The organism is Klebsiella sp. GW_Kp182, assembly GCF_040062275.1.
GTDB lineage: Bacteria > Pseudomonadota > Gammaproteobacteria > Enterobacterales > Enterobacteriaceae > Klebsiella > Klebsiella michiganensis.
On sequence record NZ_JBEAFQ010000047.1, the window covers coordinates 20,744 to 47,473 of the forward strand.

The 26,730-nt window shown below is 52.6% G+C and carries 24 protein-coding genes; 13 read left to right on the forward strand and 11 right to left on the reverse strand.

The window, feature by feature from the left end; all coding sequences use genetic code 11:
- Window positions 1-91 precede the first annotated feature (91 nt).
- The 5 genes from ABLU88_RS20310 to ABLU88_RS20330 all read right to left on the reverse strand — a co-directional run bounded on the left by ABLU88_RS20310 (window position 92) and on the right by ABLU88_RS20330 (window position 6,515).
- Window positions 92-1,486: a glycoside-pentoside-hexuronide (GPH):cation symporter gene (locus ABLU88_RS20310; RefSeq protein ID WP_116281068.1), complete on the reverse strand. Its 1,395-nt coding sequence runs from the start codon at window positions 1,484-1,486 to the stop codon at window positions 92-94.
- A gap of 18 nt (window positions 1,487-1,504) precedes the next feature.
- Window positions 1,505-3,205 (reverse strand): glycoside hydrolase family 32 protein, encoded by a 1,701-nt coding sequence (locus tag ABLU88_RS20315; protein WP_348837754.1) that lies wholly within the window; start codon window positions 3,203-3,205, stop codon window positions 1,505-1,507.
- 59 nt (window positions 3,206-3,264) lie between these two features.
- The gene (locus ABLU88_RS20320; protein WP_032694572.1) at window positions 3,265-4,614 is read right to left on the reverse strand and encodes a glycoside hydrolase family 172 protein; all 1,350 of its coding nucleotides are present in this window, start codon (window positions 4,612-4,614) and stop codon (window positions 3,265-3,267) included.
- Window positions 4,615-5,040: 426 nt separating this feature from the next.
- Entirely contained in the window at window positions 5,041-5,382 is a 342-nt protein-coding gene (locus tag ABLU88_RS20325; protein WP_004848570.1) for a RamA family antibiotic efflux transcriptional regulator, read from the reverse strand.
- 32 nt (window positions 5,383-5,414) lie between these two features.
- Window positions 5,415-6,515, reverse strand: coding sequence for an MBL fold metallo-hydrolase (locus ABLU88_RS20330; protein WP_348837757.1), 1,101 nt, complete (start codon window positions 6,513-6,515; stop codon window positions 5,415-5,417).
- Window positions 6,516-6,705: 190 nt separating this feature from the next.
- Here ABLU88_RS20330 and ABLU88_RS20335 point away from each other — a divergent pair, with 190 nt between their 5' ends.
- The 3 genes from ABLU88_RS20335 to nfsB all read left to right on the forward strand — a co-directional run bounded on the left by ABLU88_RS20335 (window position 6,706) and on the right by nfsB (window position 8,427).
- Complete coding sequence (locus ABLU88_RS20335; RefSeq protein WP_004848568.1) at window positions 6,706-7,287, forward strand: TetR/AcrR family transcriptional regulator; 582 nt, start codon at window positions 6,706-6,708, stop codon at window positions 7,285-7,287.
- Window positions 7,287-7,655 (forward strand): MmcQ/YjbR family DNA-binding protein, encoded by a 369-nt coding sequence (locus ABLU88_RS20340; RefSeq protein WP_014228308.1) that lies wholly within the window; start codon window positions 7,287-7,289, stop codon window positions 7,653-7,655. The genes ABLU88_RS20335 and ABLU88_RS20340 overlap by 1 nt, the downstream gene beginning before the upstream one ends.
- A gap of 118 nt (window positions 7,656-7,773) precedes the next feature.
- Window positions 7,774-8,427 (forward strand): oxygen-insensitive NAD(P)H nitroreductase, encoded by a 654-nt coding sequence (gene nfsB / locus ABLU88_RS20345; RefSeq protein WP_014228307.1) that lies wholly within the window; start codon window positions 7,774-7,776, stop codon window positions 8,425-8,427.
- A gap of 260 nt (window positions 8,428-8,687) precedes the next feature.
- On the opposite strand, the gene ABLU88_RS20350 is transcribed toward nfsB, so the two are convergent.
- Window positions 8,688-9,554: a helix-turn-helix transcriptional regulator gene (locus ABLU88_RS20350; RefSeq protein ID WP_109241138.1), complete on the reverse strand. Its 867-nt coding sequence runs from the start codon at window positions 9,552-9,554 to the stop codon at window positions 8,688-8,690.
- A 109-nt stretch (window positions 9,555-9,663) separates the two neighbouring features.
- Between ABLU88_RS20350 and ABLU88_RS20355 the strand changes: the two genes are divergently transcribed.
- The gene (locus tag ABLU88_RS20355; protein ID WP_014228284.1) at window positions 9,664-11,091 is read left to right on the forward strand and encodes an MFS transporter; all 1,428 of its coding nucleotides are present in this window, start codon (window positions 9,664-9,666) and stop codon (window positions 11,089-11,091) included.
- Window positions 11,092-11,168: 77 nt separating this feature from the next.
- A complete protein-coding gene (locus ABLU88_RS20360) occupies window positions 11,169-12,413 on the forward strand; it encodes a mechanosensitive ion channel family protein (RefSeq protein ID WP_014837733.1) in 1,245 nt (414 codons plus the stop codon).
- Between the two features lie 5 nt (window positions 12,414-12,418).
- On the opposite strand, the gene ABLU88_RS20365 is transcribed toward ABLU88_RS20360, so the two are convergent.
- The gene (locus ABLU88_RS20365) at window positions 12,419-13,399 is read right to left on the reverse strand and encodes a LacI family DNA-binding transcriptional regulator (RefSeq protein ID WP_014228283.1); all 981 of its coding nucleotides are present in this window, start codon (window positions 13,397-13,399) and stop codon (window positions 12,419-12,421) included.
- Window positions 13,400-13,610: 211 nt separating this feature from the next.
- Between ABLU88_RS20365 and ABLU88_RS20370 the strand changes: the two genes are divergently transcribed.
- The 7 genes from ABLU88_RS20370 to ABLU88_RS20400 all read left to right on the forward strand — a co-directional run bounded on the left by ABLU88_RS20370 (window position 13,611) and on the right by ABLU88_RS20400 (window position 21,543).
- Window positions 13,611-14,009 carry an NUDIX domain-containing protein gene (locus ABLU88_RS20370; RefSeq protein WP_025107080.1) on the forward strand — a complete coding sequence of 133 codons (399 nt, stop codon included), beginning with the start codon at window positions 13,611-13,613 and terminating at the stop codon, window positions 14,007-14,009.
- A gap of 675 nt (window positions 14,010-14,684) precedes the next feature.
- Window positions 14,685-15,302, forward strand: a complete 618-nt coding sequence (locus ABLU88_RS20375; protein ID WP_348837762.1) for a LuxR C-terminal-related transcriptional regulator — start codon at window positions 14,685-14,687, stop codon at window positions 15,300-15,302.
- Between the two features lie 70 nt (window positions 15,303-15,372).
- The gene (locus tag ABLU88_RS20380) at window positions 15,373-15,951 is read left to right on the forward strand and encodes a common pilus major fimbrillin subunit EcpA (protein WP_004111140.1); all 579 of its coding nucleotides are present in this window, start codon (window positions 15,373-15,375) and stop codon (window positions 15,949-15,951) included.
- 64 nt (window positions 15,952-16,015) lie between these two features.
- Window positions 16,016-16,693, forward strand: a complete 678-nt coding sequence (locus tag ABLU88_RS20385; RefSeq protein ID WP_348837764.1) for a hypothetical protein — start codon at window positions 16,016-16,018, stop codon at window positions 16,691-16,693.
- An 8-nt stretch (window positions 16,694-16,701) separates the two neighbouring features.
- Window positions 16,702-19,239, forward strand: coding sequence for a TcfC E-set like domain-containing protein (locus ABLU88_RS20390; RefSeq protein ID WP_170911960.1), 2,538 nt, complete (start codon window positions 16,702-16,704; stop codon window positions 19,237-19,239).
- Window positions 19,229-20,863, forward strand: a complete 1,635-nt coding sequence (locus tag ABLU88_RS20395; RefSeq protein WP_109241139.1) for a fimbrial protein — start codon at window positions 19,229-19,231, stop codon at window positions 20,861-20,863. The genes ABLU88_RS20390 and ABLU88_RS20395 overlap by 11 nt, the downstream gene beginning before the upstream one ends.
- Window positions 20,860-21,543, forward strand: a complete 684-nt coding sequence (locus ABLU88_RS20400; RefSeq protein ID WP_064358058.1) for a fimbria/pilus periplasmic chaperone — start codon at window positions 20,860-20,862, stop codon at window positions 21,541-21,543. Before ABLU88_RS20395 ends, ABLU88_RS20400 begins: the two co-directional genes overlap by 4 nt.
- Here the strand turns inward: ABLU88_RS20400 and ABLU88_RS20405 are convergent, their stop codons facing one another.
- Complete coding sequence (locus tag ABLU88_RS20405; protein ID WP_348837767.1) at window positions 21,544-22,185, reverse strand: LuxR C-terminal-related transcriptional regulator; 642 nt, start codon at window positions 22,183-22,185, stop codon at window positions 21,544-21,546.
- Between the two features lie 601 nt (window positions 22,186-22,786).
- Here ABLU88_RS20405 and ABLU88_RS20410 point away from each other — a divergent pair.
- Window positions 22,787-23,203 (forward strand): Exc2 family lipoprotein, encoded by a 417-nt coding sequence (locus tag ABLU88_RS20410; protein ID WP_032748557.1) that lies wholly within the window; start codon window positions 22,787-22,789, stop codon window positions 23,201-23,203.
- 37 nt (window positions 23,204-23,240) lie between these two features.
- Here the strand turns inward: ABLU88_RS20410 and ABLU88_RS20415 are convergent, their stop codons facing one another.
- From ABLU88_RS20415 to ABLU88_RS20425, 3 genes are read right to left on the reverse strand one after another with little or no spacing between them, the layout of a single operon-like run.
- Window positions 23,241-24,392 carry a Gfo/Idh/MocA family oxidoreductase gene (locus ABLU88_RS20415; protein WP_064358055.1) on the reverse strand — a complete coding sequence of 384 codons (1,152 nt, stop codon included), beginning with the start codon at window positions 24,390-24,392 and terminating at the stop codon, window positions 23,241-23,243.
- Window positions 24,392-25,417, reverse strand: a complete 1,026-nt coding sequence (locus ABLU88_RS20420; protein ID WP_348837770.1) for a sugar phosphate isomerase/epimerase — start codon at window positions 25,415-25,417, stop codon at window positions 24,392-24,394. The genes ABLU88_RS20415 and ABLU88_RS20420 overlap by 1 nt, the downstream gene beginning before the upstream one ends.
- A gap of 16 nt (window positions 25,418-25,433) precedes the next feature.
- Window positions 25,434-26,675, reverse strand: coding sequence for an MFS transporter (locus ABLU88_RS20425; protein ID WP_014228269.1), 1,242 nt, complete (start codon window positions 26,673-26,675; stop codon window positions 25,434-25,436).
- Window positions 26,676-26,730 lie beyond the last annotated feature (55 nt).

Consider the following 26,730-nt stretch of genomic DNA (forward strand, 5'->3'; position numbering starts at 1 on the left):
TTCGTTTTCCACTACGGAGATATCGGAACAATTGTTATCGGGGTACCAGATACGGCAAAATCTAGTACCTGAATGCTTAAGCAAAAAGTCATTAACAATCTACTATCCGATCTTTTTCACGAGATAGCTTATCAGTGGGTAATTTATTGCTAACGATCATCTCCCTGAAATATTCATTATCAATAAAATAGCGTTTAAATACAAAACTGGCTATCAAAAAGAAAATGGCAGGAATAAATGTTACCGCCATCGATAGCCCCAGCAATGTTTCCATAGATAATTTAGCTCCCGCTTCATATCCAATCCAGGTCAGGGTATAGCCCGTAATAGGGCCAGAAATACTCATTCCCAGCTTTTGGCTAAACGAGATAAAGCCAATCGATAAGCCTGAGGTATTCACCCCAGTTTTAATTTCACCATAAAAACCCACCTCAGCGATAGAGGCCCATAAAATAGGCGAGTTAATCTCCGAGACGGCGCAACACAGGAAATAGAAGAGGATTGCCAAATATAAATCACCGATACCGACGATAAAATACATGGCAACGGCCATTAACGCGGACAAATAAAGAGACCAGCGGAATACGGCCAGCTTATTATAGCGATCCGTTAACCATTTAGATATCAACGCACCAGCGATACCGCCGGCAGACCACATCCCCATGAAGATACCGATTTCCCATCCACCTGCAGCTTTTGCAAATTCAGTGCCATAAATGAAGGCAATGTTACCACGCGTGGCGAAAGCAATCAGTAGCAGGACCATAGTAATACAGAGAATCAACCATTGGTCATTTTTCATTAATGATAGAATTTGCTTCTTCGTTGAAATATTTTTGGGGCTATTAATTTCAACCCGTTCTTTAACATAAAAAGCACAAAACATAAGAACAATAATGCTGGCAATCCCTAAGACCAAAAAGGCCAGGGCATAGGCATTTCCAGCCTCGGCAACGCCTTTAGAAGTCACATAGTATGGTACAAAGGTGGTCACAATAATGGTGGCGGCTTTCGCCATCGGGAAACGAAACGTATTCGCCTTCAGGCGTTCAGCAGGGTCGTTGGTCATTACCCCGACAAGAGAAATATAGGGGATCGCAATCATGGTAAACATAATGCTATTTAAAATATATGCCCCTGTTGTCCACCCCAGCCTGGCACTGTAACTTTCACCAACCACGGTGAACAACATAAAGAGGGAAATACCAAAGGGAATTGAACAGATAGCGATCCAATGACGATAGCGGCCCCAGCGAGTTTTCACCTTACCTGACAACCACCCCATCACAGGATCGGTAATGGCATCGATCAAACGCACGGCGAGGAGTACCCATCCCGCATCAATCGGCGTTAGCCCTACCACGCTGATCATAAAAGTATAAATAAGGAGAGAGGCGGAAATAATTGAAACACTTAAGGCCATATCTCCGGAGCCGTATGCCACGTGCTCACGCACGGACATCCGTTCTTGGCTTGTGGTATTCATTTTTCAATCCTCCAGGCTTTACCAGCTTGTATGTAAGGTTTCGATTCGTATGTTTTTTTCGCGAAGAGTATTCACTTTTAATTGCTTACAGTGTGATAGTTTATAGCTGCGTTTCGTTGCGCAGATTTCACCATCATTGATAAACAGCTCGACAATTCCCGCATCAAAAATAATCTCGAGATTTTTTATCTCTGCTGCGCGAGCCCGGTATTGCGCTTCACTCACGACGGTTTCTTCTATGCTCACATAGCCATCGCGGTATGAAATCGCCAGCCATTCCCCCTTATCTCCGGCCAATATGAGGTCTTCGTTCGGCTGTAAATCCTGCTCTAAGCGGATCCTTAATGATTTTCCCTTGTTGATACAATGGTCCTCACCGGCTTTCAATTTGACGTCACAATATTCGTCAACATATTTTTCAAGTTCGTTAACGGGGCGCATAGCGACTTTATTGTTGGCGTTAATGAAGATTTCTTTTGGAATAGACATTTCACCGTTATATGATGATTTAATTGGATTTTTCATTGCCCAATTAAATAGCCATGCAATACCAACCTGGCGCTGGCCGTCCTTGAACGTTTGTAATGCATAATACTCCGTCGCGAAGTCCAGCACTTGCATCTCGCTTTCCGCAGTGAAAACGCCGTTGTCAAATGTGCCAATAATGGCGTACAGAAGATTGTGACGCTTTGTCTCTGGCTCCTGGTAACCGACAATACCGATAGTCAGTACCCATTTAGCGCCCAGCTGGAAAAAATCCGGACATTCAACGCAACGGCCTTTATTTTCAGCAAAATATCCCGGCGCCGTATACAGGACATTTTCAAACGCCCATTCCTCTCTGTCCCGTGAGACAAATTGAAGCACGGGCGGGTTCCCGTCATAAACGGAGCCGAGGATCATTCGATAGCACTGCGTTTCGCTATCAAACCAAACTTTAGGATCGCGAATATCACAGCCAACTAATTCTATTTTTTTCTCCAGAATAGTCTGGATATGCGTTGCTTTAATACCATAGCGATCAATCGCGGCCTTCTTCTGTACTTCAATATAATCCTTATAGAGATCGTAGGCCGGGAGACGTTCCGTATAGAAAATTTCCGCCTCGCCTTCGTTATTGATAAAGGTCGTACCGGAGAAAGCCCCACCGGTCGCCCCCAGAGAAGCCAGGGGATGTTCGGGATGGTTAAATACCGGCAAATGCGTCCAGGAAATCAAATCGTTACTGATGGCATGCCCCCAGTGCATCGGGCCCCACTCGGTACTGTTTGGATTGAACTGGTAGAACATATGATAAGTGTCATCTATCTTACACAAACCATTTGGATCATTCATCCAGGCCTGAAAAGGTGAGAAATGCAGTTGAGGTCTGAATGTTTCTTGCGTATACCACTCTTTCAGTTTTGATTTTGGGTAGCATTGCAGACCGGTGCCATTATCAATAAGGTAAATAACGCCTTGATGATAGACGTTAGTTTTATCATAGTAATAAAAAAGGGATATCTCTGCCCTGTCTTCATCATAGCTTAAGGTTAACTCCCCCTTTTGATGGTGGGTATAATGATAATAATTAAAAAAACCAGCCCCTTCCTGGATTTTATATAGCAGTTGATTATCACTTTTAATAACTAATAGAGGTAGCGGTTCATTATTTTTCTTTTGGCGCAGCCAAAATTCAATCGTGATGCCTTCAGCAGAGGGTATTGAGAAACTTTTCATATTGATGACCTGTAGGTAAGCTCGGCCAGTTCAGCCACTGGCCGATACGAATTAATAAATTACTTCACCTTGCGTGCGATAAATTGCGCGTGCTTCTTATTGCCGGCTTCTTTTTCTCGGGTGGCTTTTAATTTGGCTTCGATTTCAATTTGTCGGGTTTTCATAAACTCTTCGAAGCGCCGTTTAGCCGTGTCCTTCTGCATTTGCTGCTCTGCGGTCAATTCGCACGTTGATTTACCAATACCCCGACGTTCAATATCGCCAGGGGTCGTAGGAATACGTTCATCTAAAGGCTGGATAGTGACAGCGCCTGGCTTTTTTTGATACCAGTAAGCCGTAGAGGCCCAGTCATCACAAAGATGGTTGGCGTGACCATGCTCAATTGTTACGCGAATGCGTTTCTTGAAATGTACAGGATCGGTAATATGAAATTTATAGCTTGTCTGGAAGCCGGGAACGATGCTTTCGTGTAATGCTGTTCCATTATATAAACCCGCGTTATCCTGCATCCCCCAGGCGTGATTAAAGTAATCTTCCGTGCCGGTACCGTGTATACTCGGCGGCCATGTATCATCATCGACAAATATCATGTCGTCACCCTCCCCCCACCAGCTTCCCTGGAAATGAGCGACCGATAAATTACAGCCGACATAATGCCCCTCGCCTTCAACATTAAGCACTTCATAGTTCCCTTCAGCGCTCAAAGTTGAGATATTGACTTCCGGGCTATTGGTTTGCAACTCGGGTCCCCAGCCATTGCATGGGTTAGCGCGCTTCCAGTTAGCATGAAAATACGCGATATCATCCTTGTGTTCTTCAGCATACATTTCATAATCGATGTAAAAATACTGCCCATAGGGAATATCATTCTGATTTTCAATTTCGATGACGGCGCGCGTGTTAAACGGCATTGGAAAGAAACAGTTCAGTGCCGCGCTGCCGCCAAACTTATAGCGTTCCTCAGGCTTGGTAGAAATATTAATCGGGAGGGTATTAATATTACCGGGCATGGAGTGACCAATACAGAAAAAGTCCCCCAGGGGCACAACCACACTCGGTTCTTCAGCATTGTCCCAGTACATTTTAATTAGCACTTTGCGGTAATAATGGGGATCGGCCACTTCCCAACACACGCCCAACGCATTGTGAATTTCATTGACTGGCGCAATCCATTGGCCCATTTTGGGATCAATAACACTCGCCCCCAGCACGCGGCGACAAAATTGCGTCATCCAGATATGGGTGATACAGCCAGCCCCTTGAATATCTGCTAGCGTTACGCTTTCCCCGGGACCAATTAGCCAATAATCCTGATTCTTACCGCTTTGATCCCAGCTTGAAAGACGCCCCGTTTTTGCATCCCGAACCGTTGCCAGACTTTGTAAAAAACCACCGTATTGTTGAGCCATGATACCCTCCGATTGTCAGTTTAATTTAAATGTACACGTGTACATTTGCGTTGGTTTGAATGTTAGTGACTAAACTCAGGCATAAATGTGATTAAAATCTCGTTTGACCGACGTTAAGGCAGGAAATTAAAGAGATGTGATCGATAACACAAAAATGTACACGTGTACATTTTTTGTGTTTAAAATGAAATCATTATGGAATACTGAGGCTAAAGAGATAAAAAATCTTAAAGTGGGGGCAACTATTCCGCCTGAAAAATAATGATATTCCCGCGAGCAAAGTCGCTAATCACGGCTGGCCCATGGAGAACCTGACATCGCGCTAGTGCATTATTTAAGAGAATTGTTTCTGGGAACTCATTAATCGGCCTGACGATGTGAGCCTGGTAAAAAAGCGTCCGCCGGTCTTCCCCCGGCGGACGCTTTTCAGTGCGCGCGGCTGTGATTTTCTTTACGGTAGGCACCCGGCGGCTGATTAAACGTGCGGGTGAAGATGCGGGTAAAGGTTTGCTGCGAGTCAAAACCGTATTTCAGGCAAATATCGTAGACCCGCTGATCGGTATCGCGCAGATCGCGGGCCGCCAGCAGCAGCTTACGCTCGCGGATATAGCGCCCAAGACTCTCCCCTTTATACTGTAAAAACAGTCGTTGCAAATGCCACTTCGAATAACCGGCGTGGCGCGCAATATCGTCAATACGTAGCGGCTGATGCAAATTATCATCAATCCACTCGACGATAGTATCAATGACCTGAGCGGAAATAGTCATATGTCCTCTCTCCTCCTGAACCACTCTCATCGTTAGCGCCACCAGGCGTTAAATGATTGCGTTTTATCGGCGACCCAAACCGGCTCACCCAACATTGGCGTCAGCAGTCGCCACGGTCGCCCTGTGCTGGCCTCCGCCAGCCTTTTGTACGGATCGTCCCATGTGTGTTTTGCCAGCACGAAGCGCCCGGCGTGACCCGGCAGCACCGCGCGTGCATGAACATCGTCAGCGGCTTGCGCCGTCTCTTCCGGCATCATGTGGATGTACTTCCAGTCCTGGTCATACTGACCGTTTTCCATGATCGCTAAATCCACTTCGCCAAACTGTTCGCCGATGGCTTTAAAGTGCGGGCCGTAGCCGCTGTCGCCGCTGTAGTAAATTTTCTGCTGCGGGGTAACGAACATAAAGCTGGCCCACAGGGTCTGGTTGCGCTTGAGGCCGCGGCCGGAAAAGTGGCGCGCGGGCAGGACGTGTACCGTTAGCTCATCGCTCACCTGCACCGACTGATTCCAGTCCGCCTCGCTGATGATCGCGCTCTCCATTCCCCAGTAGCGCAGGTGCGACCCCACGCCCAGCGGCGTCACCACGCGCTTGACCTTCGGCATCAGAGCTTTGATGGTGGCGTAATCGAGGTGGTCGTAATGATCGTGCGAGATAATCAGCAGGTCGATATCCGGCATGCCCTCAGCGTGCCACGGGTAATCCCCGGCAAAGGCCTTATTAATAAACGAAAACGGTGCGGCATAGTTGCTAAATACGGGATCGATCAGGATGCGTTTGCCCGCCAGCTGCAGATACCAGGAGGAGTGACCGAGCCAGACCATCACGTCCTGCCCTGACGGCAGGCTGGCCAGATCGGTGTTCACCAGCGGCAGCGGCTGGGCCGGTCTGGCATTTTCACGTTTGGCGACCAGAAACTCCCACCATGCGGCCAGCATATTTTTTTGCCCGGTAAAGCCAGGCGTCGGAAGCTGATTGTGAAACTGACCGTCATGATAGTGCGGCGACTGCTCCACCAGGCTGAGCTGCGCGCCCTGCGGCGCCTGACCAAATCCGGCATTTAACACAAACGGCATAGTTGTTGCTGACGCTAATAACATGATGGCGACCACGCTGAAAGTGACACGGTTCATATCCTGACCTGGCGAAATCCCCCTTCCTGGAGGTTTTTGTTATAAGGCTTGATTATGAGTGAGTAAGCACTCATTATTAGGAAGAAGCTGAAAGTCGTCAAGACGATTTTCAAATTTTGACAGACAGCGTTGCAGCGCCCATACCGGGCGTGCTTAGATCGTGGTTTTATTATGAGTGAGGTAAAGTGTAGTGGCTCGTCCTAAGAGTGAAGATAAAAAGCAAGCGTTACTGGAGGCCGCAACCGCCGCCTTTGCCCAATCGGGAATCGCCGCCTCAACCTCCGCCATCGCCCGCAGCGCCGGGGTTGCCGAGGGTACGCTGTTTCGCTACTTTGCCACCAAGGACGATTTGCTCAACGAGCTTTATCTGACCATAAAAGCAGACCTGGTTCAGACAATGATCGCGGGTCTCAACCCGAACGAAACCCGGCCAAAAGAGAACACGCGCAATATCTGGAATAGCTATATCGGCTGGGGCGTACGTAACCCCATGGAGCATAAAGCGATTCGCCGGATGGCGCTGAGTGAACGGATCACCGACGAAACCCGCAACCGCGTCCAGGAGATGTTTCCCGAGCTCAATGAACTGTGCCAGCGCTCAATCAAACCCGTTTTTCAATCCGACGAGTACCGTACCTTCGGCGATGCGTTGTTTCTTTCGCTGGCCGAAACCACCATTGAATACGCCAGCCACGAGCCGGAGCGCGCCGTCCGTTTTGTCGAGCTGGGCTTTGAAGCCATGTGGCAGGCCCTTGCCGAGGACAATAGCTGATGGATCACCGCTCGCTGCATGACAACGCGCATCGTATCGCGCTGGAGCTCCCCTTTACCGAGCACTGCTGGCCGTTTGGCCCGGAGTACGATGTGTTTAAAGTCGGCGGGAAGATTTTTATGCTCACCGCAACGGTACGCGGCCGCGCGCTGGTCAACCTGAAGTGCGATCCGCAAAAATCGCTGCTTCATCAGGCCATTTACCGCAGCATCGAGCCCGGCTATCACATGAACAAAAAGCACTGGATCACCGTAGTTCCCGGCGAGGACATCAGCGTGGATCTGCTGGCGGAGCTGATCGATGATTCGTGGAATCTGATCGTCGATAAACTCAGCAAAAAAGAGCAGCAGCGCCTACGTCCGGGGTGATTTTCAGCGCTGCGCGATAAGTGTTATCGCATTTTTGCCCCTTATCATTTGCCCGCCATCGCTGTACTCTTCCTTCACGAAACGCACCCGCAAGGGGTTGTAAACAGTGAGGAAGAGTATGGATATCGTATCGGTTGCCTTAAAGCGCTACTCCACCAAGGCATTTGACGCCACCAAAAAGCTAACTGCCGAGCAGGCGGAAAACCTGAAAACGCTGCTGCAGTACAGCCCGTCAAGCACCAACTCCCAGCCGTGGCACTTTATCGTTGCCAGCAGCGATGAAGGCAAAGCGCGCGTTGCCAAAGCGGCGAGCGGCACCTACGTGTTTAACGAACGTAAAATTCTCGATGCCTCCCACGTGGTGGTGTTCTGCGCTAAAACCGCGATGGATGACGCCTGGCTTGAGCGCGTGGTGAACCAGGAAGAGGCCGATGGCCGCTTCGCAAACGCCGACGCCAAAGCCGCGAACCATAAAGGCCGCACCTTCTTTGCCGATATGCACCGCAAAGAGCTGCACGACGACGATCAGTGGATGGCGAAGCAGGTTTATCTCAACGTCGGCAACTTCCTGCTGGGCGTGGCGGCAATGGGCCTGGACGCCGTGCCGATTGAAGGCGTCGATTTCGCGATTCTCGATGCCGAATTCGACCTGAAAGCCCAGGGCTACACCAGCCTGGTGGTGGTGCCGGTCGGCCATCATAGCGTCGAAGACTTCAACGCTACGCTGCCGAAATCACGCCTGCCGCAGGCGACGACCATTACCGAGATTTAATTCTCTGCTTTTCTTTTACGTCAGGATGATCCCCGGATTGCGGCTGTCGCCTTATCCGGGCTACAAAATTACACACTGTGGGAACCCGTAGCCCGGGTAAGGCGCGTCAAGCGCCGCCCCCGGGGATAGCCCGCAGTATTTTGCAGCCAGGATACCTCCACGTGCCAGATGCGCTCCGCATAGCGGCCAATGACCGCCAGGCGTTGAGCGTACGCTGAATAATGCGCTGCTCTTTTCGGGTCACGTTCATAAGCATTCCGTTAGTGTGTGTGCAGCCACGCCAGCGCCCGCTCGCCCGTTTCATCCATCGGCAAATAGACCAGCAGGCGCGAACCGTTGCGCGGGGCCGAGTACCAGTACATCTGCTGCAGGCTGAAGCGTCCGAGCTGCGGATGGTTAAAGTGTTTCACCTGATTTTCCACCCCGCGCACCTCATAGCGCTGATGCCAGAGCGCCTCGAACTCCGCCGACGCGGCGAAAAAGCGCGCCAGCTTATTCTCCCACAGCGGATCGCCGCGGTGCTCCGCCATCGCCGCGCGGAAATAGGAGACAAACGTCGCCAGCACGTCGCGATTCTCGATGCGGCTGCGCCAGGTTTCATTGGTCAGATACAGATAAATGCAGTTGCGATCCTCTTCCGGAATGGTGGCGAAATCGATGCCCATCAGGCGGCAGAAGCTGTCGTTCCACGCCACAATATCAAAGCTCGGCTTCTGAATACTGGCGGGCTGCGGCATCAGGCTATCGAGCATCCGCCGGGTGCCGGGGCTGATGCCTTCGCATACCGTGACCTGCGCGGCTTCCGGCGGCGTCAGTCCGGCCAGGACAAACAGATGTCGGGTCTCCAGCGGGCTGCACTGCAGCGCGTTCGCCACCGACACCAGCACGGCCTCGGACGGATTCACTTCCCGCCCCTGCTCAAGCCAGGTGTACCAGGTGACTCCGACCTCCGCCAGCATCGCCACCTCTTCCCGCCGCAGGCCCGGCGTGCGCCGCCGGCCGACGCGAGGTAACCCCAGGCGCTGCGGATCGAGGCTCTCACGCCGGGCGCGCAGAAACGCCCCCAGCTGTTTACGGCCGTCATCGGGCGCGGCGATCGTCGATTCACGTTGCGGCATGGTCGTCATAAAACCTCCAGCATGGTAGTGCCAATACCAGTATAAGCAGGAACTGGTACCCGTTTAATTTATCGGTGATGCTACGGCCATCCGCTGAATGACGCAATGGAGAGATCCGATGAATTCGTCTGCTGTTTCACCCGGCCGCGCCGGTTTATTCCTTCTGTTGACCGGCCAGATGCTGCCGCTGATCGACACCTCGATCGCCAACGTCGCGCTGGACTCCATCACCCAGTCGCTGAACGCCAGCGCCACCCAGCTGGAGCTGATCGTCGCGCTGTACGGCGTCGCCTTTGCCGTTTGCCTGGCGATGGGCAGCAAGCTTGGCGATAACTATGGCCGCCGCCGTCTGTTTATGTGGGGCGTGGCGATTTTTGGCGTCGCCTCCCTGCTGTGCGGGATGGCGAACTCCATCTCCACGCTGCTGGCGGCGCGCGCGGTCCAGGGCGCCGGCGCGGCCCTGATCGTGCCGCAGATTCTCGCTACGCTGCATATCACCCTCAAAGGCACCGCCCACGCCCGGGCCATCAGCCTCTACGGCGGCATTGGCGGAATCGCCTTTATCGTCGGTCAGATGGGCGGCGGCTGGCTGGTCTCGGCGGATATCGCCGGTTTAGGCTGGCGAAATGCCTTCTTTATTAACGTGCCGATCTGCCTGCTGGTGCTGGCCTTTAGCCCGCGATACGTTCCGGAGACCCGGCGCGAAGCGCATTCGCGCATCGACTGGCAGGGCACCTTCAGCCTTGCGCTAATCCTCTGCTGCCTGCTGTTTCCGATGGCGCTGGGGCCGGAGCTGCACTGGCCGTGGACGCTGCAGCTGATGTTAGCTGCGGTGCTGCCGCTGCTGGTCTGGATGCGGGCCAGCGCGCTGAGCAAACAGCAGCGCGGCGAGCAGCCGCTGTTGCCGCCTCGCCTGCTGAAGCTCACCAGCATTCGCTTTGGCATGGCCATCGCCCTGCTCTTTTTCAGCGCCTGGTCCGGGTTTATGTTCTGCATGGCGCTGACCATGCAGGCCGGTCTGGGGATGGCGCCGTGGCAGTCCGGCAACAGCTTTATCGCGCTCGGCGTGGCCTACTTCATCTCCGCGCTGTACGCGCCGAAGCTGATTGCCCGCTACAGCATGGGGCGCATTTTGCTGACCGGCCTGTCGGTGCAGATTGTCGGCCTGCTGCTGCTGAGCGCGACCTTTTATCGCCTTGGTATCCACACCACCACCCTGGCGCTGGTCCCCTCCACGGCGCTTATCGGCTACGGGCAGGCGCTGATCGTCAACAGCTTTTACCGTATCGGGATGCGCGATATCAGCGCCTGCGACGCCGGGGCCGGGAGCGCGATTCTCAGCACTCTGCAGCAGGCGACGCTGGGCCTGGGCCCGGCAATTCTCGGGTCGCTATTCTTAACCCTTGCCCAGCGCAGCGGCGGCGACTATCCGCGGGCGCTGATCGATTTCCTGGCGGTGGAAGTGGTGATGATGCTGGTACTGGGCGCCATCGCGCTGTGGCTACGCCATCACCTTAACGTCCGTCCGGCGGTAGCGACCCCATAATTCACAACGGCGTAACCTGCGATTTGCATAATAGACATCCAGCGGTCATCATAACCGCTGGATGTAAAGGAGACGTTATGCAGGAATTCATATCGCAAATCGCCGCATTAGGCATCAAAATTACCCCCACCACCTCACTCATTATTATCTTCGGCATTATTTTTCTGACGGCGATTGTCGTTCATCTTATTCTGCACAAAGTGGTGCTGCGCACCTTCGAAAAGCGGGCGAAGGCCAGTAGCCACCTGTGGCTGCAAATTATTACCCAGAACAAACTGTTTCATCGTCTGGCCTTCACCCTGCAGGGGATTATCGTCAACGTGCAGGCGGTGTTGTGGCTGCAAAAAGGCAGCGAGGCCGCGGAAATACTCACCACCTGCGCGCAGCTGTGGGTGATGATCTACGCGATGCTATCCTTCTTTTCGCTGCTGGACGTGGTGTTCAATTTATCGCAGAAATTCGCCACCGCTTCTCAGCTGCCGCTTAAAGGGATATTTCAGGGTATTAAGCTGGTCTGCGCGATTATTGTCGGCATTCTGGTTATCTCCTTACTGATTGGCCAGTCGCCGGCGATTCTGATTAGCGGACTCGGCGCGATGGCCGCGGTACTGATGCTGGTATTCAAAGATCCTATTCTTGGCCTGGTGGCGGGAATTCAGCTCTCCGCCAACGATATGCTCAAGCTCGGCGACTGGCTGGAGATGCCAAAATATGGCGCCGATGGCGCGGTGATTGACATCGGCCTGACCACGGTGAAGGTACGCAACTGGGATAACACCATCACCACCATTCCAACCTGGTCGCTGGTTTCCGACTCGTTTAAAAACTGGAGCGGTATGTCGGCATCCGGCGGTCGCCGCATTAAGCGCAGCCTGAATATCGATACCACCAGCATTCATTTTCTTGATGAACAGGAGCAGCAGCGCTTAATTCAGGCCAGGCTGCTGAAGCCGTATATGGATTCACGTCATCAGGAAATCAGCCTGTGGAACCAGCAGAACGCCGCCGATCAATCGATATTGAATCAGCGCAGGATGACCAATATCGGCACCTTCCGCGCCTATTTGCAGGAGTATTTGCGTAATCATCCGCGCATCCGCAAAGATATGACGCTGATGGTGCGCCAGCTGGCGCCGGACGCCAGCGGCCTGCCGATTGAGATTTACTGCTTCACCAACACCGTGGTGTGGGCGGAATATGAAAGCATTCAGGCGGATATATTCGATCACGTCTATGCCGTGGTTGACGAATTCGGCCTGCGGATCCATCAGTCCCCTACCGGTAACGACATTCGTTCGCTGGCGGGCGCGGTGTCTCAGTAATATCCTCAGGCACTGGCGCGGGAAATGACGCGCCAGTCCATCATCACCCGCTCGACCGCGGCGTCGGGATTGTCGATTCTTTTCATCAGCAGCGTGACCGCCGTACGGCCAATCTCGCGCGAAGGCTGTTCCACGGTGGTCAGCTGCGGCGATACCACTTCAGCCAGTTCGGTGCCATCAAAACCGACCACCGCAATATCTTCCGGCACCCGCATTCCGGCCTGAGCGATAGCCCGCAGCGCGCCCGCCGCCAGCGAATCAGAGACGGCAAACACCGCGTCCGGCTGCTCTTCCTGCGCCAGCAGCGTCTCCATCGCCTGTTTACCGGCCGCGGCGCTCAGATCGCTGGCGTAGATCACCTGTTGATACGCCAGTTCGCGAACGTGCAGAACGCTTTTATAGCCGCGCTCGCGCAGGCGCGAGTAGCGATAGCTGAGATCGTGGTTGATTAAAGCAATGCGTTTACGCCCGCCGTCAACCAGCCGGGAAACGGCGCCCTGCGCCGCGTCGACGTCGTTGATGCCGACGCAGGAGATGCTGCCGTTATCGGCATATTCCGCGCACTGCACCCAGGGCGCGTCGCCGATCATGGTGGTGAGTTCCGGCAGGCTGGAGAGCGCGTTCATGGTGATGATGCCGTCGACCATTTTGCCGGAGAGCAGCTGCAGCCCCGAGGTTGAACGGGCTAAATCCGAACCTGAATTACACAGCAGGATCCGGTAGCCGTTCTTTTCCGCCTCTTCTTCAATGCCCTTGACCACCTCGGCGCAAAAGGGGTTGGCGATATTAGAGACCATCACCAGAATCATATTGCTGCGGGCCGTTCGCAGCTGGCGGGCCAGCAGATTAGGCTGGTAGTTACTCTCTTTAATCGCCTGCAGCACACGTTCGCGATTCTTCGCTTTAACGGTATCGCTGTTATTCAATACCCGCGATACCGTCGCCACCGAGACGCCCGCCAGGCGAGCGATTTTCTGAATTGACATAGAGGCTGCACTTCCCGCATAGACGTTATATTTCGCAGGCTATCATAAATGAGCCCCGCCTGCGCCGTCAGCAGGTTTTGCGAGAATCGACGGGATTGATTAGCACGCTAAGGTCGCTATCATGATAGCGTCGGCGTTGTTTCACGAGAGATGAAACGTACGCCGGCCGTTGAACATCATCGGCATATAACTGGGGTATCTCTTGAACACAATAAAAAATATTCATATCGCGGCGGCAGTGATCGCCGACGGCCAAGGACGCTGTCTTTTAGTACGCAAACGAGGGACTGAGTACTTTATGCAGCCCGGTGGAAAACCTGAAATCGGGGAAGCCCCGGAAGCGGCGCTGATCCGCGAGCTCGAAGAGGAGCTCAACTTCATCGTCTCACCTGAAGAACTGGTCCCGTTAGGCCGCTTCACCGATACGGCGGCAAACGAGCCGGGCCATACGGTCTCGGCGGATATCTTTCAGATAGCCACCAACAGAGCGAGCTTTACACCGACGGCAGAAATAGAAGAAGTTATCTGGTATACGCCGGGCCAGGATCGGCATATTAAGCTTGCTCCTCTTACCGAGAATCACCTGCTTCCTCTGCTGAAAGGGGCGTAAGCGCCCGGGGCGCATCGAAAGTATTGGCTCATTTGTCTGCACATTCACGCTGCCATCGTCCCGGTGGCGCTACGGCGGCCTGCAGGCAGAGCCCGTTCAGGCTACAGCGCCCCGTCTCCCCGAGAAGCATTTGTCCGCTTCTTCCGGTTAAGATTTAGCACATCCTTCTGATTCGCTCCTTTTCAAGCGCCGACGCGTTTTAGTTCTTAAAAACGCCCTGTTTTGTACGCCAGATCATATTTCGCCAGACAGTCCTTTCCCCCACAATCCAAAATATCGCAAATTTCCCTTACAAAAAACAGGCGATTACAGAATAAACACCACAGAATAAAACAAAACAAAAACACAAAATTAACAAACAGCGATGAGATAGCATTTTTTTTGACTTATTGTGCTGTTTTTTTTTAACCAATTCTCCCCCATTCAGCGAGAAAATTCCTGGTCACCATGGATAATTCTTAAAGGGCTATCGACATAAAATCCTGCTCCTTAAGATTTTTCTTATTCAGAATAGTAGGTTAGTATCAACCCAGTCAATTTCAGCCCTTAAGAATTTACACATTTTTCATCTATATAACTCTCCAGAAATTAAAGTTGTCACATTTATTAACTAGCCATAATATAGCCACATCATTGAACGATAGGGTAATACAATATAGGGAAATAAATCGACATATGGCTCCACAGAAATATGAGAAGGTATACTGCATAAGCTGTCAGTATCAATGCGAAATCTATCCACGACCTACGATAAAATCGATTAACTGCATTGAAACTCGCTATTGCGTATGGCCCGATAAAAACGTCTATTTAAAAAATGGTGTGCATTGTTTTTTAATTAACAAGCACTACAACTTCTCTAATTCTGGATTTATTTTTGTTGATTTTTCTCGCTACAACATCAGATTATTCACCAATGATAAATGGATTGAATATCTGATCAAAACAGGGTTGCGGATAGTTTTGATTGCCGACAGGTTAGCGCAGCCGCTGGCGCTGTTCTGGAAACACCGCTGTCAGCAGATAGTTTCGATTATCAACACCAGCGATACCCGAGACGAGATTGAAAAGAAAATACAGCTTTCGTTTCTCGGTCAAAGAGATGGTCGAGGTTACCGCCAAAAACTCAGCGACCAGGAAGTGCTGGTTCTCGATCTTTTACTCGCAGAAAAGTCGGTTAAGCAAATAGCCAACGAATTGCAGATGGCAGAAAAAAGGATCTACGCAATCAAGCTCAGCTTGCAGAATAAGATGGGAGGCAGAGGGAAGTTAAACATTATTCTATCTGGATAAAGTCATTATCAGTATTTGTAGCAATAACTCCATAAATGGAACTAACTTAATTATTCTCAGGAAATTTAAAATGAAAAAAATCGTATTAGCGGGTGTTGTGGCTGCGGCTCTTATCTCTTCCAACGCAATGGCTGACGTGACCACTTCCGCCACTGCAAGCTGGGATGCAAGCGCAACTAAAGACACCACCAGCGCGCTGGTTGTCACTCCGCTGAAATCCCTGAACTTCCAGTACGCTGAAGGGATTGAAGCGTTTAACGCCCAGAAAGGCGCTTTTGACATCACCATCCAGGGCCAGTCTGGCGCGACCGACTTCACGCTGACCTCTCAGATCGTCAGCAACACCCTGAGCCGTACCACTGATGCCTCTACTCTGGCCGTCGGTGTGAGCTGGAACGGCAACGCGCTGAACAAAACCACCCCGGTAACGATGATTGATACCGCCAACAACATCTCCGCGGGTCTGGATGCGCTGGCTGTCGCTACCGCCTTCGCAGGCGCCGATCGCGTCAGCACTCAGGGTTCCTTCGATTTCACTGTCGACTCCGCGACTTCTGACGGCAGCACCGCCGCTGAGTTCAAAGATTTAACCGACGGTTACTGGAGCGGCGACGTTCGCGTTCAGTTCAACGCGGTCTGGACTATCTAATCAGGTGTAGCCAACACCTGTCCGGTATGACAAGGAGGCTTCGGCCTCCTTATAAGGATGCGCCATGAAACTGAATCCATTATTACTCTCTCTCTTCTTATTCACCGTGACGCCCTCCTCCCATGCAATTAATGTCGGAGACGTCACCTCAATAATGGGGCCGGATGCCTCGACTCTGGCAAAAGAAATCATTAATACCACCGATACGGCGCGTTACATTAGCGTCAGCGTGGAGCGTATTTCATCGCCTATGGCCGGCGGCACTGTTATCCCGATGGCGAGCAGATCGGAATTATTATCAACGCCAGCCAGCCTGATATTACCCGGAAATGCCAAAGAGAACTTTCGTTTTTTTTACAAAGGACCTCAGGACAACCAGGAACGTTATTACCGCATATCCTGGACCGATGAGCCTGTGACCGAGTTCGAAGCCAGTAAAAAGAAAAAACAGGGTGAGGCAACGACCTCTGCCATTATTGGTACCATTCTGGTGGTCGCGCCGCGTGAAGAAAGATTTGACTATCGTCGCGATAATGACACGGTGACCAATACCGGCAACGCTTCATTCCGCGTTATCTCCTACGGGCCCTGTCGTGATAAAGCGAAGGATGAGGGTCAAGGCTGCCGTGAACGCTATTATGCCATGCCTGGTGTCAGCGTAAAAATAAAGCATACCGATCTCACCAACAAAAAAACGCGAATTGGAATATGGCACGGTGAGCAATATATAAATGTAAACTGAGTAACATTATGGATAATCTTGGTTATGTCAAAGGGACGTTGTTCGCTGGGTTATTGCTTACGGTAAACCAGGGTTGGGCAGCTAATGCTACAGCGCCAGTTAAAGTCAGTAACTATGTTATTCCTTCGGTATTTGCTAACGCGTTATATCAGGGCATGTCGGTCCCTGTTTTTATTCGTTATGAAGGCGATAATAGTACCCAACGCAGCCAGCAAAAAATCGCTGATGCCATCCTTACCATCAAGGATAATGAGTTTCGCCTGAACCAGATCACCCTCAGCGATCTCCCTGAGCGAACTGAACTATCGCCGCAAATAAAATCGCTGATTAACGAGATGCAGGACAAAAGCATCGGCGACGGTCAGCGCGTTTATATCAACAAAGACGCCTCGCTATCACTCGATACGCGTTCATTTTATCTTGAATTGACGGTTAACCGGGAGGCCATGCAGGCCGCTATTTTGCCGCGTACCAACGTACTTGGAGAATCCACTGCGCAGGACCTCTCCAGCGTACTGAATTACTCCATGGGAAGCTATTACAACAAATATGAGAATACCGATAGCGCAAGTAGCTACCTGACGCTGGACAATACCTGGTCGCTGCGCGAGCACCATCTGAACTTCAACGGTTCTCTGTACGGTATTGGTACCAGCAACCAGCAGAGCAAACTGTATCGCTCGATGTACGAACGTGACTATCAGGGGCGCCGCCTGGCGATGGGGATGGTGGATACCTGGAATCTGCAATCGATCGCCAGCATGAGCGCCCTGAACTCCAGCCGCATTTACGGCATCAGCTATGGCAATAAAAGCAGTTCACAAACGCAAGATAACACGCTTGCTCTGGTGCCCGTAACGATGTTCCTGCCGGCCGCCGGTGAAGTGCACGTTTACCGTGACGGTAAACTGCTCAGCATTCAAAACTTCTCCATGGGCAGCTACGAACTGGATACGTCGCGCCTGCCGTTTGGCATCTACAACGTTGATATACAGGTGGTCGTTAACGGGCGCGTGGTCAGCAGCCGGACGGCGAACATCAATAAAACGTTCGCCCGAAAATCGAGCGTCACCGGCGATCTCTCATGGCAAACCTTCGCGGGCAGCCTCGAATACAACAAGATGGACTATCGCCACAACTACAACATCAATTATGGCACACGGAATACGTGGATTGCCGGGGTCGCCGCTGCAACCAACCAATCCTGGCTTTCCGGCGTGAATCTGAAAACCACGCTCTACGGTTTTGACAATAACGGCGTCAATGAAACGGAAGCGAACGTTATTTTCAACAACTCGTTCAGCTTTAACCAGCAGGGGCTGCTCGCTACCGACGGCAGCTGGCAGAGTACCTCCACCTTCAATATGAGTTTACCGGATGGGTACGGCAGCCTGTGGGGGTCGCGCCAGTATGGTTCTATCGGTAACGCGCTGCCCATGCAGCAGAACGACTACTTTACCGTAGGCGCTAACGCTAACCTGCGCAAAATAGCGCCGTTCCTCGGTACGCTGAGCGTCAGCCGAACCAATAATAAATATACCGGAAGCACCTATACCAACGTCGATTACGATCAATCGCTGTTAGCCAATCGCTATGCGACGATTTCTCTGCGCGCCGGTATTCAGAATTATCAGTACAACAACCACGAAAATCTGCGCGATAAGTACGTCAATATTGATATCTCTATCCCCTTCTCTACCTGGCTTAGCACCGGGGTGTCCAGCCAGAACGGTAATATGCTGGCTAACGCCACGCTGCGAAAGAGCTTCGACAACAGCGCCATTACCCAGGTGGGGGCATCGGTTTCGAAACAAATTAAACAGAATAAAAATGACGATAGCAGCTATCGCGCCGACGATTACGCAACCAATGGTTACGTCAGCTATGACACCAAATATAACGCCGGCACCGTCTCCGTCAGCCGCTCATCGCAGCACAGCTCAAACTACAGCCTGAGCTCACAGGGCAGCGTGGCCTGGACGCAAAAAAATATCTATGCCGGAAAAGGTACCCAAACCGCAGGCCTGGTGGTTAACACCAATTTCAGCGGCAAGGGCCGGATGATGGCGCAGATCAACGGTCAAAGCTATCCCCTCACCGGCAAAAGCAACTTCATCAGCCTTCCGCCTTACGCGGAATATAAGGTGGAGCTGATGAACGACAAAAACTCAGAAGACAGCGTCGACATCGTTACCGACCGCCGCAGCAAAGTCGTGCTCTATCCGGGCAACGTCAGCGTGATTAATCCGGAAGTCAAACAGCTGGTCACCGTATTTGGCCGGGTGAAAGACCGTCGCGGCGGTTACTACGCCAACGCCGATATTCATAACCACATTGGTAAAACCCGAACCGACGAACTCGGTGAGTTCGCCATGGACGTCGATAAGCGTTATCCAGTGATTACCCTGGTCGATAAATTCGGCGGCATTTGCGAAGTGGATCTGGATCTGAATGAAGCGAAAGGCGCCGTGTGGGTCGGGGAGATTCCTTGTGAGATCCAACAACAAACGGCATCAGTGACTGGAGATGTTAAGAATGTCTATTAAACCCCAGAGCATCATGCTGCTGGCCGGCTGGCTGCTGGCCGCGCCGGCTATGGCGCTCACCCCCAGCAACAGCGGAAGCGGCAGCAACTCCTATATGTTTATCGACAATGATGTCGATGACGAATATTTCATCACCACCAGCTCCCTCGACCCGCGCTTCACCGGAGCCAACGTCTGGACAAAATATCCGACTAACCAGCGTAGCCTGGGGTATATAACCTACGTAGGCTGGGCTTACGCCAACCGCTACTTCGACCTGTGGATCGAGAATTCGCCCATTAACCAGCCGTTTCTCGGGATCCGCTGCATGTCTACGGGCTCAAGCTGCCCGGCGTCTGGCTATATTTCTCCCGATGTCATCGATAAAGACGGCTACTATCACGCGATGTCCGGCAACACCGTAGCAAACGGTTATTACGGCGCAGGAGCGCTGAGCCAGTCGGCCTATGAGTATTTTCGCGATCGGCCGGTGGGGACCATCGATTCTTTGCAGCTTAATCTTTGCTACATGAATTCCAATACCGATTATGACTTTGCCTCCGGCGTTCGCTGTAAAGATCTCCCCAGCGGGGGAACATGGCGCTACTACACGTTCAACCTCGAAAAGGTCTCGCATCTGAAGTTAAACAGTACCGGTGCTATGGCTGAAGTGTGGATTGCCAGCGACGGTACGCCAAGCGTTAACCTCGGCTCTGAATTATGCCAGATGGGCGAGGCCGGAAGCGGTTCGTCGAGAGCTTCGGGAATCATCTGTAAAATGGTGTCTTATAATTTACAGGAGACCAAAGTACTCACCTCCAGCCTTGATATCCGGATGCTCATTGATACGGCAATGTTGGGATTCTCTCCTTCCGCATCGGAAGTAAGGTTCAGCGGTGATGGGGCAACCTGGTACAACTACAGTAGCACTACCGTCGACTATAACCAGGTTTTCACACCGTCAGGTAACTACGTCTACGTGTTCCTGTCCAACGCCTTTTTCCAAAAAGTCCTCAAGGCGGGAACGGATTTAACCAACAAGGATTCTCTGTTTACCTTCTATTTTGATAACGCCGTCACCACACAATCGGGTTATTATCAGTTCACGCCATCAACATTAATTAACCTCATCCCGCGGGAATACGGCATCAGCATTGTCGCCAGCGACGGACGTTCGCATCCACAAGCATCCGGCAAGATCGGTAGCGAAGAGCCCATCACCTTTGAGTATAAAGTCACCACCTCCGCATCGCGTCAGGCCGATAGCATCACCGCCCAGGTCATCGGCGACTCCATCAACATGTATGGTCTGCCGTACTGCCTGTTTACCTCAGCGGACGAGACGCTAAAAGTGCCCGTCCCGGCCTACCTCGAATGGACGTCCGCTACCGGTAAAGCGGTAAAAGTCCGCAACAGCTGCGGCGAAGATCCTGTCGATATGACCAATGCCGCCTGGGTTCAGACGGCCTGGAACGCCAACGTTAACGATGGTTTCTTTTTTACCACCACGCTGAAACTGCTGTTTCCGATGGATGACCCGCATTCACAGTTCACCACCAATGGCCATGACTGGATGGGTGTCGTCAACGCTACCGGAGATGTGAAAGTGACCGCCACCTGGATTGGCGTCGATCGGGGGGTATGATGAAAAAAATCCTTGTCATCGGATTATGCGGGCTGTGGATGCCGCCCGCGTCTGCGGTGTACTTTGACTCTATTATCTATGATATGGATGCCAGTAAAGATTTTATCTCCCGGCCAATAGTCAATGATACAAAAAACAACAATTTGTATACCATATCGGCTTATAAAATCTCCCGACCGGGCAATGGAGATGAAAGACCCGTTCCCGGCCAGGATAAAGATCTGGTCTGGTCGCCGCTGAAGTTCACGGTACAGGCGAATGGCCAGGAATATTTTAAACTCTATTACCGTGGGCCTAAAGATGCCGTTGAGAGATATTATCGGGTAATTTTTAAGGAAACCCCGGTTACGATTTTCCCCTGGCGTCAGGATCAGAAACAAATGGATGTCGTTCCCTCAGTGTCTATGAGCACCATTCTCATCGTGCGCCCGCGTAAAACGCAGTTCAAGTATGAGATAAACGAAGAAACAGGCACTATTAAAAATACCGGTAACACCTTTTTTAGAGTTGTTATCCAGAAAGGATGCAATGGTGATGATGAAAGTTCAACGCAATTTTACATGCTGCCAGGGGAAAGCTGGAAAGATCCTAAGGCTCAATACGGTAATAAAAAATTTATTGTCGCACTGGGTAAATACCATCGCTTAGGAAGCAGCTGCTTTACCGATGCCTCTGACTAATCACTGCCGATCCAGAGCGGGTATGTTATGCCTGAAGCGCAGCTCGCGCAGGCGATTGAGTCCGCCGAACTTCTTGCATAAAGAGTATTGAAAGCGGTAGACGCTGCGGGTATCGCACGCCATGATGCGGGCGATATCCTGGCTGGAATGCCCGTCCGCCAGCAGGCGCAGCGTCTTCATTTCATGCTCCGTCAGCGACGGTGTGCGCCGGCAGCGAAGATTTCGCCCCAGCATGATGCGTTTTATTTTCTTGATTAAGCTGCTTAAGCTATCGTTGACTTCCACCACCGACCATAATAATCCGGAGCGCAGCATCCAAAAATTAGCCATGGGCAGCATGCTCTTATCCGCGAGTAAAATAACTTTCAGCCCGGTCTCCTGCAGTTTTTCAGCCCACTCCTCATGCAGAAAATACAAAATATTGTCGAGGGAGAAATCCACCACCACCATTCCTTCAGGCAAAAAACAGGTAATTTCACGAAAAACCAAATCATTCACCGCTCGCTTAAAAAAATAGTTTTTATCTGGCCATACAGAAAACTTCCTCTCTCCGCAAAGGGATCGCTCTATTTTATCTTCCGCTTCAATAGGGCAGTTTAAACCACACGCCATACATTTAATCTCATGGTTACCTGCCGGCATTACGCTTACCTCTTGAGTGGCTAAAAAATATTTTCAAAAAGATACATATGGAATATCAAACATACTATAAACAAAAATTATTGCCGCTATTATATTTACTATAACCATAGAAAACAAAAGACTAATTTATAATTCCAGACCTTCGGAAAAATAACGTTAACACCTTTTATTAAATATTTTAATAGAACCCTCATATAATTTAACTATATCATATATAGCAAAACATCACTGCCCTGATTCCCTTACTCGAAGCGAGCATACAATTTTGTGACTTAATTTATCATCACGCGATGCATAATATTCGCCGGCAATCGTCATTCTCTGGCTCCGGTGGGCAGTGGCCCACTCGCCGCCGCCGGAAATGCCTCCGCCAGCCAGTCGATAAATACGCGCAGTCGATATTGCCGCTGATAAGGTCCGAGGGGCTGTCAGCAACCACCAGACTACGTTGATGGCGGGCTGGCGCAGATCTAAAAAATGCTGCCTGAAGACCCTTGGATTCATGGGTCTTCAGGTGCTACCGTACAGACATAATTAGCCGTTTTGTTCTGTAGCCGAATGATCGGTGTACCTGTTCTAATAATTATGGATGATGATATCAATGAAACTAAAAATAGCGCTTATCGCGCTCGGCTGTTCGCTTGCCGCCCTTTCCGGCTGTACCTCCTCAAAATCTTCCCCGGAACGCCACGCTTACTATTTTGTCTCACACCGCAGCGATTTCGTCGGCGGTAACTTCGTTAGTAACCGTCAGGAAAACTACCGCTTAAATCTGCCGAACTTTACCGACATCTATGCCCGCGGCCAGCAGGACAGAAAGTCGGGGATGAGCGAAAGCGACGCCCGCCGTACCGCCGACGCAATCAGGCAGCAGGTGGCAGAGGGCACAAAAACCCAGCACGCATTTACCGGCAACGTCAGCGATAAATGGGATAACGAAATGGAAAATAAAGACGCCGTGCTGTTCGGTAATGAACTGGCCGGAACGTATCTCGACGGCTATTTTGGCGTGAAATAACCCAGCGGGTGCGCGAAATGCGCACCGCGCCTTCGGCTTACCTTTCCACCTTCACCCAGCGCTGCTGCTGATGGCTTTTCACTATCGCCGCAATGATGTACATCACGTCCGCCCCCTCGTAGAACGAAGCGAAACGCCGTGACGATGCCGGCGGCATCTCACCGGCGCGCACCGCCTGATAAAAGCTCAGCATCATATTTTTAAACGCATCGGGCCAGCCTTCATTATGCCCGCCGGGGAAGTGGGCGCTGGCGGCGGCCTCGCCGAGCATCAGGCTCGGATCGTCGCTCAGCAGCTGGTTTGGCCCCTGGCGATGGCCAATCCACAGCCGCTGCGGCACTTCCTGATCCCAGGCCAGCGAACAGCGGCTGCCGCCGATCTCCACCGTCAGGCCGTTTTTTCTCCCGGCGCTGACCTGCGAAACGATAAAGCTCCCCTTGCTGCCATCGTCGAAGCGAAACAGGACCGACCCCAAATCTTCGGTATCGACGGGCCGCGCTTCATACGCGATATCATCGCGATGCTGGCTGAACGTCGCGTCGCCGGCCACGGGCGCCTGGCGCGTCGGCCAGACGATGGAGAGGTCCGCCATCACCTCCACAATGCGTCGGCCGGTCATAAACTGCACCGTATCGCACCAGTGGGAACCAATGTCGGCCATCGCCCGCGAGGCCCCGCCCTGCGCCGAATCCACCCGCCAGTTATAGTCGGTCTCCAGCAGCATCCAGTCCTGCAAATAGCTGCCGTGCACCGCAAACAGCCTCCCGACATCGCCGTTGCGCATCATCGCCGCCGCCTGCTGCACCATGGCAAACTGGCGATAAACAAAGCTGACGCCATGAATCACCCCGGCGCTTTCCGCCAGCGCCACCAGCTCACAGGCCTCCTCCGCGGTCATGCAGAGAGGCTTTTCTGAAAAGACGTGCAGTCCGGCGGAGAGGATCTGTCGGTTAATCCGCGCATGCAGATGGTTCGGCGTACAGTTATGCACCACCTGTAGCCCGGGATGCGCCAGCAGCGCCTCAACGCTACCGTAGGCGTGCGCCACGTTGAGCTGGCGCGCCTTCTGCTGCGCCATCTCCAGCGAACCGTCGCACAGCGCCACCACCTCGATGTCGCCCACCCGGCGCAGCGCTTCCAGATGCGCCGGCCCGATAAATCCGGAGCCAATAATGCCGACCTGAATCATTATTCCACCTCCTTGCCTGCGGCGAAATCATCAAACGCCCGCCCGGAGACCGGGATGATATGGCGGCGGATAAACTCGCTGCCTTCGCGCGCGCCGACCTCCGCGTCCTTCAGGCAGCACTCCCACTCCAGCACCGCCCAGCCGTCAAAATCATACTCGGTGAGCTTGCTGAAAATCGTTTTGAAATCGATCTGCCCATCGCCCAGCGAACGAAAACGCCCCGCCCGCTGCTGCCAGTTCTGATAGCCGCCGTAGACCCCGCTGCGCCCGTCGCGGCGGAATTCGGCATCTTTGACGTGAAACGCTTTGATTCGCGAATGATAGATATCGATATACGCCAGGTAGTCCATCTGCTGAAGATGAAGGTGGCTGGGGTCATAGAGCATATTGCAGCGCGGATGGTTATCGACCCGCTGCAAGAAACGCTCGAAGGTCACGCCGTCATGCAGGTCTTCGCCGGGATGGATTTCGTAGCAGACATCCACGCCCTGTTCGTCAAAAACGTCCAGCAGCGGTCGCCAGCGCCGGGCCAGTTCATCGAAGGCCTCATCGAGAAGCGGCTGATTATGCGGCGGCCACGGATAAAAATAAGGCCACGCCAGCGCCCCGGAAAAGGTGGCATGCGCCTTCAGCCCCAGACGCGCCGAGGCCACCGCCGCCTGGCGTACTTTCTCTACCGCCCACTGCTGGCGCGCCTGCGGGTTACCGCGCAGCGCGGCGGGCGCAAACGCGTCAAAGGCCGTATCATAAGCCGGATGAACGGCCACCAGCTGCCCCTCAAGATGGGTGGACAGCTCGCCGATCGCCAGGCCCTGTTCCGCCAGGATGCCGCTCACCTCATCGCAGTAGGTCTGGCTCGCGGCGGCGCGTTCAACGTCGAAAATCGCCGGATGGTTACAGGGGATCTGCAGTGCCTGATAGCCCAAACCGGCGGCCCACTGCGCCAGGCCCTCCAGGGTATTAAACGGCGCCTGCGCGCCGATAAACTGCGCCAGGAAAATGCCCGGTCCTTTGATTGTTTTCATACCACCTCCTGAAAAATTAACGCTGCTCTTTCTCGTTGTACTGGAAAGAGAAAAGGAAAATCAGCGCGATAACCGCAGCGGCCACCGCCGGGATCCACCAGAAGGTCACCCACGCCTGCGGTACGCTCTGGCCTGCCACCAGATGGTTGTACAGCGCGCCGGAGATCTGCGACCCCAGCAGCATGCCGATACCGTAGGTGAACATCACGATCATGCTTTGCGCCTGGCCCTTCACTTTTTCACCGGCCACGCGGTCGGTATAGATAAAGCCCACAACAAAGAAAAAGTCATAGCACACGCCGTGCAGCAGGATGCCGAGATAGAGCAGGAAGCGCCCCTCTTCGCTGACCCCCAGCGCAAAGAAGGCGTAGCGCACGAACCACGCCGCCATGCCGATCAGCAGCATGTATTTCACCCCGAGGCGGCGGAACAGCAGCGGGATCACCAGCATAAAGAAAATTTCTGACATCTGACCGAACGACATCGCGGTGCTGACGTCCGCGATGCCGGCATCCGCCAGATAAGAGGCGGTATAGGCGTAGTAGGTCCCCAGCGGAATCGAAATCAGCGTCGCGCAGAGGGAGAAAATCAGGAAGTGGCGCGTTTTCAGCAGCGCGAAAGCGTCGGCGCACAGCAGATCGCGAAACTGGACTGGCGTCCCTTTCGCCGGCGCCGGCGTGTGCGGTAGCGTCAGGCTATAAACGGCCAACGCCGCCGAGCAGAGCGCCGCCAGGGTAAAAATGCCGGTGGTATCGGAGATACCGGTGACGCCGATGAAGATACCGGCGATAATCCAGCCGATGGTGCCGAAGACGCGCACCACCGGAAAGGTTTTATCGACGTTCGCCAGGCTGTGGAAAGCGATGTTGTTGGTCAGCGCCAGCGTCGGCATATAGCACAGGGTGTAGCCGAACAGCAGGCCAATCAGCAGCGCGCCGTTTTGCGCCACCAGCGCCTGCGGGACAAACCACAGAATAACCGCTCCGGCCAGATGCATCACCGCCATCACCTTCTGCGAAGCGAAAAAGCGATCGACCAGCATTCCCAGCACAAACGGCGAGAGAATAGACGCAATCGGCCCGGCGGAGAAAGCATCGCCGATCAGCAGCGACATCTCATAGCGGGTCATCACCAGCCCCAGCGTCACCGACCAGCTACCCCAGATAAAGAACTGCATAAACATCATTAACGACAGCCGCGGCACCAGAAAACGGTGGGCTACGCGGGGACTTTCACGACCTTCGGTTGTTGTGACCATTTCGACCGCCCTCAAAAAGTAATCGATTACAAATACGCTCAAATAAAAAGTAATC

Coding starts and splice junctions, on each gene's coding strand:
- ABLU88_RS20310 (WP_116281068.1), bottom strand. CDS start 1,486: ATGAATACCACAAGCCAAGAACGGATGTCCGTGCGTGAGCACGTGGCA.
- ABLU88_RS20315 (WP_348837754.1), bottom strand. CDS start 3,205: ATGAAAAGTTTCTCAATACCCTCTGCTGAAGGCATCACGATTGAATTT.
- ABLU88_RS20320 (WP_032694572.1), bottom strand. CDS start 4,614: ATGGCTCAACAATACGGTGGTTTTTTACAAAGTCTGGCAACGGTTCGG.
- ABLU88_RS20325 (WP_004848570.1), bottom strand. CDS start 5,382: ATGACTATTTCCGCTCAGGTCATTGATACTATCGTCGAGTGGATTGAT.
- ABLU88_RS20330 (WP_348837757.1), bottom strand. CDS start 6,515: ATGAACCGTGTCACTTTCAGCGTGGTCGCCATCATGTTATTAGCGTCA.
- ABLU88_RS20340 (WP_014228308.1), top strand. CDS start 7,287: ATGGATCACCGCTCGCTGCATGACAACGCGCATCGTATCGCGCTGGAG.
- nfsB (WP_014228307.1), top strand. CDS start 7,774: ATGGATATCGTATCGGTTGCCTTAAAGCGCTACTCCACCAAGGCATTT.
- ABLU88_RS20350 (WP_109241138.1), bottom strand. CDS start 9,554: ATGACGACCATGCCGCAACGTGAATCGACGATCGCCGCGCCCGATGAC.
- ABLU88_RS20355 (WP_014228284.1), top strand. CDS start 9,664: ATGAATTCGTCTGCTGTTTCACCCGGCCGCGCCGGTTTATTCCTTCTG.
- ABLU88_RS20360 (WP_014837733.1), top strand. CDS start 11,169: ATGCAGGAATTCATATCGCAAATCGCCGCATTAGGCATCAAAATTACC.
- ABLU88_RS20365 (WP_014228283.1), bottom strand. CDS start 13,399: ATGTCAATTCAGAAAATCGCTCGCCTGGCGGGCGTCTCGGTGGCGACG.
- ABLU88_RS20375 (WP_348837762.1), top strand. CDS start 14,685: ATGGCTCCACAGAAATATGAGAAGGTATACTGCATAAGCTGTCAGTAT.
- ABLU88_RS20380 (WP_004111140.1), top strand. CDS start 15,373: ATGAAAAAAATCGTATTAGCGGGTGTTGTGGCTGCGGCTCTTATCTCT.
- ABLU88_RS20385 (WP_348837764.1), top strand. CDS start 16,016: ATGAAACTGAATCCATTATTACTCTCTCTCTTCTTATTCACCGTGACG.
- ABLU88_RS20390 (WP_170911960.1), top strand. CDS start 16,702: ATGGATAATCTTGGTTATGTCAAAGGGACGTTGTTCGCTGGGTTATTG.
- ABLU88_RS20395 (WP_109241139.1), top strand. CDS start 19,229: ATGTCTATTAAACCCCAGAGCATCATGCTGCTGGCCGGCTGGCTGCTG.
- ABLU88_RS20400 (WP_064358058.1), top strand. CDS start 20,860: ATGATGAAAAAAATCCTTGTCATCGGATTATGCGGGCTGTGGATGCCG.
- ABLU88_RS20405 (WP_348837767.1), bottom strand. CDS start 22,185: ATGCCGGCAGGTAACCATGAGATTAAATGTATGGCGTGTGGTTTAAAC.
- ABLU88_RS20410 (WP_032748557.1), top strand. CDS start 22,787: ATGAAACTAAAAATAGCGCTTATCGCGCTCGGCTGTTCGCTTGCCGCC.
- ABLU88_RS20415 (WP_064358055.1), bottom strand. CDS start 24,392: ATGATTCAGGTCGGCATTATTGGCTCCGGATTTATCGGGCCGGCGCAT.
- ABLU88_RS20420 (WP_348837770.1), bottom strand. CDS start 25,417: ATGAAAACAATCAAAGGACCGGGCATTTTCCTGGCGCAGTTTATCGGC.
- ABLU88_RS20425 (WP_014228269.1), bottom strand. CDS start 26,675: ATGGTCACAACAACCGAAGGTCGTGAAAGTCCCCGCGTAGCCCACCGT.